The sequence below is a fragment of the bacterium genome (assembly GCA_026398675.1).
Lineage (GTDB): Bacteria > RBG-13-66-14 > RBG-13-66-14 > RBG-13-66-14 > RBG-13-66-14 > RBG-13-66-14.
On sequence record JAPLSK010000173.1, the window covers coordinates 21643 to 30454 of the forward strand.

Genomic DNA, 8812 nt, shown 5'->3' on the forward strand with positions numbered 1-8812 from the left:
CCTGCGGAAGGAGGGGCATCCCTCCAAGGGCGAGCGCCCGAAAGGCGCCATAGAGAAATGAGGTCCGAGAGTGAAGCTGTTCGTGGGGAGTCTGAGCTGGGACACAACCGACCAGTCGCTTCGTGAGGCGTTTGAGCGCTTCGGCGAAGTGGTCGAGGCCAAGGTAATCACCGAGCGTGATTCCGGCCGGTCCCGGGGTTTTGGCTTTGTGACTTTCGCCGATGACGAGTCGGGGAGAAACGCCATATCCGAGATGGACGGTGCCGAGCTCGACGGTCGGACCATCCGCGTGGATGAGGCTCGCGAGAGAAAACCGCGCGATTCCGAGTCCGATCGCTAGACAAGCGCAAGACCAAACGGACGGGGGAGAGGCCAAGCCTCTCCCCTTTTTTTATTCCTGAGTTTTCCAAGGGAACCCAGGGGGCCCCTAAGTCCGTTCTACCGGGCGATAACGAGGCGTTGTGCCAGGCTGCCCTCGTCGCTCACCAGGCGGTAGAGGTACACCCCCGAGGGTACCGCCCTCCCCGCCGAATCCCGGCAGTCCCAGCTCACCAGTCGGTCCCCGGCGGTCAGTTCGCCATCCAGCAGCGTCGCCACTCGGCGGCCGGCCAGGTCGTAAACCGTCAGCTCCACCGGGCCGTCGGCCGACAGCCCGAAAGCGATGGTCACTGAGGCCCGGGCCGGGTTGGGGTAGCTCTGCTGGAGGTAGGTTCTCCGCGGAGCGTTGGGCAAGCGGTCCTCAATCCAATCGCCGCCGCCTACGAACAGCACGAGCTCGCGCGCCGCCTCGCCGGGTGTGAAGCGGACGAGGTAGTCCTCCGCCTCGCCGAGATCAATCTCGGCTCCCGAGGCGGTGTCCAGGAGCACTGCATCGAGCCAGACCGGCAGGTCGTCCATTCCGGGCCAGCTCAGCAGGGCCTCGCCCTCCCCGGCGGCCGGGGTGACGGATATCCGGAACTCCAGGCCCTCGCCCACCGTGGGTCGCCAGTCGGTGGCGTAGCGGCCGCGGCGGTTCGGCCAATCGTCGTGATCGAACCACAGGTTCGGTGCGCCGGAGAGGTAGGGCGGCTCGCGTTTCTCCAGCGAATCCCAGTAGAGTGTCGAACCGCGGGTCACGCCGAGGCGGTTCCAGCCGTCCACGATTCCGCCCGAGTCCAGCCGGAGCTCCAGGGTCCATTCCGGCTCGCCGGTATAAACGGTCGTCGGTCCGTCAATGGGCGCGGACGGGGAGGCCTCGGGTCGCGCCGGACCGGTGAGGGTCGAATCGTTTCCGGAAACTAAACCGACTCCCCCGGACACACCCGCCCGTGCCGGAGTTGACGCGGCGAGCGCCCACACGGGTTCCGCCTCGGGGGCCGGCAGCACCGACGGGGCGCCTGCGGTCCGATTCGTCCGGGAAATTAGAGGTGAATCGCCGGCTTGCGGGCTTTCGGGCTGGTACTCGATGGGCGGGATGTAGAGCGTCGCCGGAGAGGCGCCGTCGAAGTAGACCCAGTAGCCCTTCCAGGATTCCAGAACCCCGACGCTATACTCGTAGCTGCCCTCGTAGCCGACCGGGTCCTGGAGCAGACTGGAAACGCCGGAGTTGTCGTCCAGGTCCAGCACGTCGGACCAGGCCACGTAGAAGGCGTAGGGGTTCGCGATCTGGTTCCAGCCCGGATCGATGGTGATGGGGTACGGCTCGCCGGTATCCGGGCTTTGGCCGGCGCCGGAGTCCAGGGTGACGCCCTCGGCGGCCACGATGAGCCAGTAGCTCCGGCCGGGCATGAAGTTCTCGATGTCGCCGATGGTGTACTCGACGAAGGAATCATTCTGGTACCGGGCGAGTCTCCACTCCTTCTGGTCGTAGGGACCCAGGTCGTCCTCCAGGACGAAGTCCGGCGCACCGCCATCGTCGCCGTAGTCCGTCGGCACGCTGAAGAGCCGGTAATCGGCCACGGTGTGCCCCGAGTCCTGGGGCGCGCCCGGGTTTATGCCTTCGTCGGTGTAGGTGACCTGGATAGAGTACGGATCGTCGGCCCCGCCAGACGGGAGCATCGCTACGTTGAACCCGTCGCTGGCCCAGAGGTAATACTCCACGCCGCGCTCAGTGACGCAATCGGCGGGGATGGTCGCCTTGTAAATGTCACCGGACTTGGTCATGCTGACGCAGATGAAGTCGGCGACCCCGGTGGCGCGGTAGTACAGCCGCGCCCCAACGACGCCCTGGGTGTCGGTGACCGTGGCCTCGATCTGGACCGCGATGGCGATGGGGGCCGTCCGGATCGGGGTGTGGTGTATGACCGGCGGTGAGGAATCCGATCCGTAGGCGATGCTTATATCCTTGAGCACCGGCGTGGCGCACACGTCCTCGGTGACCATCATCACCTTGTACTGGAAATACCGGTCGGTGTCCGAGAAGATGTTGTTCAGATCGAAGTACGAATCGGTGATGTCCTGCGACCAGCTCCCCATGTTTCCAGGGTTGTCGCCGGAGCGGACCTGGACTTTGAGGGTGGTCTGGTCGGGGTCGCTGGAGTTCCAAAAGATGGCTCCCCAGTCCAGATTGTCCCCTCCCTTGTCCAGGATGGAGGAGGTCAGCTCGCCGTAGTTGGAGTATTTGACGGTCTGCCACCAGGCGATTTCACCCAGTTCGGTGGCCGCCGAAACGGTTTCCAGAAGGCCGTTTCCGGTGACGTCTATGGCGCTGCAGGGGCCCGCGCCCGTGAAGTAGTCCTCGACGGTGTGACCGCTCCAGCTCAGCCCGTCGCCCGTTTTGTTCTCGAACCAGCGGACCACGTTGTCGCCGCCGCCGCCGCCCTCTTCCTCGCACGCCGTGGACAGAAGGTCGTAATCACCGTCGTAGTCGAGATCCACGGTCCGGACGTAGTAGGAGGGTCCGAAGTCGGGGGCCACGACGTGCTCGGCCCAGCCGGGGTTTTCCCACCAGGCCACCTGGTGGCCGTCGCCCTGACGATAGCTGTCGTAGGCGGATGCGGCCACGACATCCGTGTCGCCGTCGCCGTCCATGTCGGCTGCGCTCACCGACTCCGCCCAGGGGAAGTCGGTGGTGATTTTGGTTTCAGGCCAGGTGTTCGGTGCGCCCCCGTTGTTATTCCACCAGATGACGTCGCCCTCCCAATGGGAACACCCCACGAGGTCCAGGTCCCCGTCGTCGTCCATGTCCGCGGCGTATATGGATGTGGGGGCGCCCAGGTCGGACATGGTGTATATCAATTTATACATCGTCCAGGAGGAGGCGTCACCGTTATTCAGCCAGACGCGGAACTCGTCGCCGGACACGATGGCCCCCGCGATGTCGAGGTCCCCGTCGCCGTCGAGGTCCGCCGTGTCCACCCAGCTGGGGCGGTTCATGGTGTAGTCCACGGAGTGGCGGTTCCAGGATCCGCCGTGTCCGTCCTCGTTTTCCCACCAGACGACGGCTCCGGCGCCGATCAAAACCAGCACGATGTCCAGGTCGTCGTCGTTATCGAGGTCGGCCAGCCACACGTAATGGGGATCGTTTCCGGTCCCGCCGTCACCGATGTAGTGCGATGCCCAGGCGAGGCCGTCCCCGCTCGTGTTCTCCCACCAGGTCAACCCGGAATTGCCGTACGCAGCGCTGGCCACGTCTGCGTCCCCGTCCCCGTCTATGTCGCCGACGTGGAGGCTTTTCACCTCGGTCACATCGGTGCCGATGATGTTGCACATGGGATTCACGGTGCTGACCAGCTTCAGTGTAAGCTGGCCGGCCACGCCGGAGTAGTTGGTGTTCGTCTCGTCGAAAAATTTATTTCCCCATTCGCCGACCGGCCCCTCTTCACCGTCTCCGCCGTTCCAGTTGGTCTGGGTGGAGATGGTGGCCAGGACCGCCGAAGCACCCACGAAAAGAATGAATAGCGTTTTTCGCATGCTCACCTCCAATCATCGGCCGTCATTCGTTGGGAAGTCCGGGCCACTCGGGAAGGAGGTCTCCCCCCCCTCCCCCGCCGTCGCCGTTCTCACCTGACATGAGGGCGATGGCGACTCCGCCGCCCACCGCCGCGACCCCGCCCAGCGTCCACCAGAGCCAGTCCGTATCGGACGGTTCCTTGATGTCGTTTAGGTAGGTTCGAGAGCCGACATCCTTGGCCAGGTTCGAAAGAGCGGTGCTGGAGGCCGTGGTGCGCTCCGTCGTGCTGGCGATGACGCTCCCCTCCTCCACGTTGATCATGCGGATGGTGAGGACGTAGTTGCCGCCGGAGCTGGTGACCGAGCCAACGATGACCCTCTCGGCGGCCAGCACCCGCCCGATCTCGACGGCGCACTCGACGTCGGTGCAGGTCAGCACCATCGCCTGCTCCTCCATGATCTGCGCCATGTACTCCCGCTCGAGGACCCAGAACCGCCCCTGGCGGATGAGCTCGGTGGTGAGGTACTGGGTGGCTATGCTGGCGTCGGTCTCGCTGACGCCCTGGGCCACGAGGGGGATGATGGCCAGGCGCGGTTTGACGGATTCAACCGTCGCCGTGACCTGCGCGGTGACTAAAGTCGCGGTGAGGAGGATTAAAAACAACGCGCTCAAGTGTTTCATGTCACTCCTTTCGCATGCTACTCCATTACCGTAAACCTAAATGTATTCCCCTTTCCAGTCAAGGGGAAAAAATAAACGGCCCGTTGCGGGCCGTTTTGGCGCAATGGAACCCTCCGACTACTATCCCAACCCGTCCTCCCCGTGGTCCTCGTGGCCGCAGGAGTCGCCCAGGTCCATCTTCTCCAGGTCGGGGCAGGTGCCGTCCTTCCGGCAGCGGTAGTGGGCGATGGCCGCGCGCAGGGCGTCCGTGGCCAGGTTGGAGCAGTGCAGCTTGAGCTTGGGCAGGCCGCCCAGCGCCTCCGAGACGTCGTTCCGGGTGAGCTTTTCCGCCTCGTCAATCGTCAGGCCGATGACCATCTCGGTGGTGATGGAACTGGTGGCGATGGCGGCGCCGCACCCGAAGGTCTTGAACTTGCAGTCCACGATGCGCCCTAGGGCGTCCACCTTGATGTACATCTCCATGATGTCGCCGCAGGGGGGGTTGCCCACGCGGCCGATGCCGTCGGCGTCGGGAATCTCGCCCACGTTGCGCGGGTGCCGGAAGTGGTCTATGACCTTTTCGGTGTAGGATTCCATGTTCTCTCCCGCGAAAGCATCCAACCTCAGTATGCCATCTTTTTCTTCAGACTTACAATCCGAGAGCGTATTTATCGTCTAATCCGCATTTCACCGATGCGCGCAGGTCGGGATAACCGGGAAGGCGCCGCGGTAAAGGCCGCAGCAGGCGTCGTAAATCGGCTCCACGCGCGCCCCCTACAGGCGCGGCAGGGAGTGTTGGATTTCGTATCCGGTGACGACCTGGCGGTAGGAATCCCACTCGATGGTCTTGTTCTCGATGAATTTCTGGTAGACGTGATCCCCCAGGGTCTCCCGCATGAGGTCGCTCTTCTTGAATACGTGGAGGGCTTCGGAAAGGCTTTCCGGGAGCTCCTGGATCTCCCTGGAGCGCATGCCCTCGTCGTAGATGTTTTCCTCGGTGGGTTCGGTCAGCTCGTAGGAATCGTGCACCCCCTTCATCCCCATGGCCAGCATTACCGAGAAGGCCAGATAGGGGTTGCAGGCGGGGTCGGGGCTCCGCAGCTCGATTCTCGCCGACTGCGGGGTCTTGTAGTGGGGGATCCGGACCAGGGCCGACCGGTTCCGGTGCCCCCAGACGATGTAGCACGGCGCTTAGTAGCCGGGGACGAGCCTCTTGTACGAGTTGACCCACTGGTTCAGGACCAGGGTGGCCTCCCGGATGTGCGCCAGAATCCCCGCGGTGTATTTTAGGGCGAAATCGGAGAGTTTCAGCCCCGGCAGCGGCGAGGAGCCCCCGTCCCCGACGAAGAGGTTCTTCCCGTCCCGGTAGAGGGATTGGTGGACGTGCATCCCGCTGCCGTTTTCCCGGAATACCGGCTTGGGCATGAAGGTGGCGTGAATGCCGTTCATCCTCGCCACCTCCTTGATCAGAAGCTTGACCAGCATGACCTGATCGGCCATGACGAGGGCGTCCGTGTAGCGGAGGTCCACCTCGTACTGGCTGGGGCCTACCTCGTGGTGGTTCAGCTCGCCCCGGATGCCGAGACCCTCGTCGCCCAGCATGGCCAAGGTCTTGTCGCAGACGAACGCGGTCTTGGATATCAGGCTCGCGTCGAAGTAACCGCCGTGGTCCAGCGGCTCGGGGTCCAGCTCGCCCTTGACGTAGAAGAACTCCAGCTCCGGTCCGACGAGGAAGGTCATGCCCTCGGCTTTAATCTTCTCCAGGTTCGTTTTGAGAACGAAGCGGGGGTCGCCGGGGTAGGGGGAGCCCTCGGGCGTGAAGAGGTCGCAGAACACCAGGGCGTACCGGAGCTGCCGGTTGCCGAACTCGTCCGGGAGGACCCTGAAGGTGTCCAGGTCGGGGACCGCCACCAGGTCCGACTCGTTGATGCGTGCGAAGCCCTCGATGGAGGAGCCGTCCACGCCGAGACCTTCGCTCGCGGCCTTGTCCAGCTCCGAGGGCAGGATGTTGAATCCCTTGAGGTCGCCGATGATGTCGGTGAAGCAGACCCGGATGAGCTGGACGCCGGATTTCTCGATGAGTTTTTTGATGTCCTGGAGTGTTTTCATGGAATTTGCCTCTGGTTTTTTTTACTGCGACGGCGCAGCTTTAAGCAAGGTCGGATTTTGGCTTACAAGGCGGACCAAGTCAAGCGGGGAAGGTGCCGTTTTGCGGTTCGGACCGCGGGCTTTCCCGGGCGGGCCCCGTTGACAACGCGCCCTTTAACCGATACTATTCACCCGCTTCCAGACGTCCATAACACCACAAGGAGAACCGACGATGGCCGACAAGAAGGCGGATCTGGCGGGACCGGGCATTAGCACCTACGAAGAGGTGGAGAAGATTCTCCCCACAGACTACAAGCCGCTCCTGCCGCCCAAGGAGAGGATGAAGGCCCTTTTCGCGATAAAGAGCTACATCGAACAGAACCTCTGCAAAGAGCTGAACCTCTTCATGTCGCAGGTCCCCTTGATCGTGGACCGCGAGAGCGGCGTGAACGATTACCTGGACCGCGACGGCTCCCGCACGCCCATCGAGTTCAACTGCGGCCTCGGCCTCAAAACCCCCATCCGCGCCCAGGTGGTGCAGGCCGCCACAAAGTGGAAGCGGATGGCGCTCAAGGAGTTCGACTGCAAGGTCGGCGAGGGACTCTGCACCGACATGAAGGCCGTGCGCAAGGACTACTTCCTCGACCACGACCACAGCTCATACGTGGACCAGTGGGACTGGGAGAAGGTCATCACCGCCAAGGACCGCAACCTGGATTACCTGAAGGACACGGTGCGCAAGCTCTGGAAGGTCATCCTCGGCGCCGGCAGGATGGCCCAGGAGATGTACCCGGAGCTCAAGGATAAAAAATACCCCGACTTACCCGAGGAGCTCACCTTCCTCCACGCCGAGGAGATTCGGGACATGTATCCCGACCTGCCGCGCAAGCAGCGGGAGACGAAAATCATCCAGAAGTACCCCGCCGTCTTCATCATCGGCATCGGCTGGGTGTTGAAGGACGGGTACCCCCACGAGATGCGCGCCGCCGACTACGACGACTGGGTCACCGAGACAGTCTCCGCCGACGGCAAGCCCATGCACGGCCTCAACGGCGACATCCTGGTCTGGAACCCGGTCACCAAGCGCCGCCACGAGCTCACCTCCATGGGCATCCGCGTCACCAAGGACACCCTCAAGCAGCAGCTCAAGATCACCGGCCAGGAGGATTTCCTCAACCTGCCGTACCACAAGGCGATCATCAACGACCAGATTCCGTTGAGCATCGGCGGAGGCATCGGCCAGTCGCGCACCTACATGTACCTCTTGCGCGCGGCGCACCTGGGCGAGGTCAGCGTCACCGTCTGGCCCAAGCAGTTGAAGGACATCTGCGCCCCGCGCAACATCCACGTGCTGGAATAGCGATTTCCCCCCGTCCAGTAGAAAGACCGCCTTCCGGGCGGTCTTTTTTAGAACAATAGAGGCGGGGGTATTACTCGAATTCAGCTTTTATTTGGCCCCATGACATTTCCCGCACGGCGGAGTGGGCGGCCAGGTAGCAGGCGGCGTTGGCCATAATTAGATAGCCATCCCCGGTCCAGCCCTGGGGATTATTACACACGTAATCCAAACCGACGACGGTGTTGCCTGCGTTTATGGCGATGCCGGGATAGAGGGGGAAATCGGCGATTTCACGGGCCCCGGGCCGGAGCTCAAGCGGGAAATGGCAATACACATCGCTTAAATGGGACACCCCCTCAAAAATCGGGTGCCCGGGCTCGATAATGTGCAAATCCTGGTAATCGTAGATTATATATTCATCGGGTATATGTCCGTACGGCGCGTACTCATCCTCCAGCCAGCGACCGCCGATGCCATAACCTGCGGGGTCATAAAAGAGCATATCAAAGATACATACCACACAGCCGCCGCCGTCCACATAGTCGGCCAGGTTGTCACCGAACTCATCCGGTTCCTCTGTATATGTCCCTCCAACGAAGAGCGTATCGAAGTTGCGCATAAACTCAAGAGACGGCGTGAAATCCTTGATATCAATAAAGTAAACATCATCGAAGCGCGGGTCGTTTCTCACGTACTCAACCACTTCCGACCAGTATTGGTAATAGTTCCCAACCATGAACGCCGCGTCCAGGCCGGCGAGAGCGACCAGCGGCAGCACGAGCATCAAAATGACGGTTTTCATGACCTCTCCCTTTCACTAAAGCACCCAGCGCGGGACGGTCAGGATGTCCTCC

General features: G+C 62.5%; 6 protein-coding genes and 1 pseudogene. 2 read left to right on the plus strand and 5 right to left on the minus strand.

Annotated elements, in window-relative coordinates:
• The first annotated feature begins 70 nt into the window (after nt 1–70).
• Nucleotides 71–340: an RNA-binding protein gene (locus NTW26_05590; GenBank protein MCX7021736.1), complete on the plus strand. Its 270-nt coding sequence runs from the start codon at nt 71–73 to the stop codon at nt 338–340.
• 98 nt (nt 341–438) lie between these two features.
• Here NTW26_05590 and NTW26_05595 read toward each other — a convergent pair whose 3' ends face one another.
• The 4 genes and pseudogenes from NTW26_05595 to NTW26_05610 form a co-directional block, all read right to left on the minus strand.
• Nucleotides 439–3891 (minus strand): FG-GAP-like repeat-containing protein, encoded by a 3453-nt coding sequence (locus NTW26_05595; protein MCX7021737.1) that lies wholly within the window; start codon nt 3889–3891, stop codon nt 439–441.
• Nucleotides 3892–3913: 22 nt separating this feature from the next.
• Nucleotides 3914–4552: a hypothetical protein gene (locus NTW26_05600; protein MCX7021738.1), complete on the minus strand. Its 639-nt coding sequence runs from the start codon at nt 4550–4552 to the stop codon at nt 3914–3916.
• A 120-nt stretch (nt 4553–4672) separates the two neighbouring features.
• The gene (locus tag NTW26_05605) at nt 4673–5128 is read right to left on the minus strand and encodes an iron-sulfur cluster assembly scaffold protein (protein MCX7021739.1); all 456 of its coding nucleotides are present in this window, start codon (nt 5126–5128) and stop codon (nt 4673–4675) included.
• A gap of 177 nt (nt 5129–5305) precedes the next feature.
• A pseudogene (locus NTW26_05610) lies at nt 5306–6640 on the minus strand (glutamine synthetase family protein).
• Nucleotides 6641–6851: 211 nt separating this feature from the next.
• Here NTW26_05610 and asnA point away from each other — a divergent pair.
• The gene (gene asnA / locus NTW26_05615; GenBank protein MCX7021740.1) at nt 6852–7979 is read left to right on the plus strand and encodes an aspartate--ammonia ligase; all 1128 of its coding nucleotides are present in this window, start codon (nt 6852–6854) and stop codon (nt 7977–7979) included.
• A gap of 70 nt (nt 7980–8049) precedes the next feature.
• On the opposite strand, the gene NTW26_05620 is transcribed toward asnA, so the two are convergent.
• Nucleotides 8050–8760, minus strand: coding sequence for a hypothetical protein (locus tag NTW26_05620; protein MCX7021741.1), 711 nt, complete (start codon nt 8758–8760; stop codon nt 8050–8052).
• Nucleotides 8761–8812 lie beyond the last annotated feature (52 nt).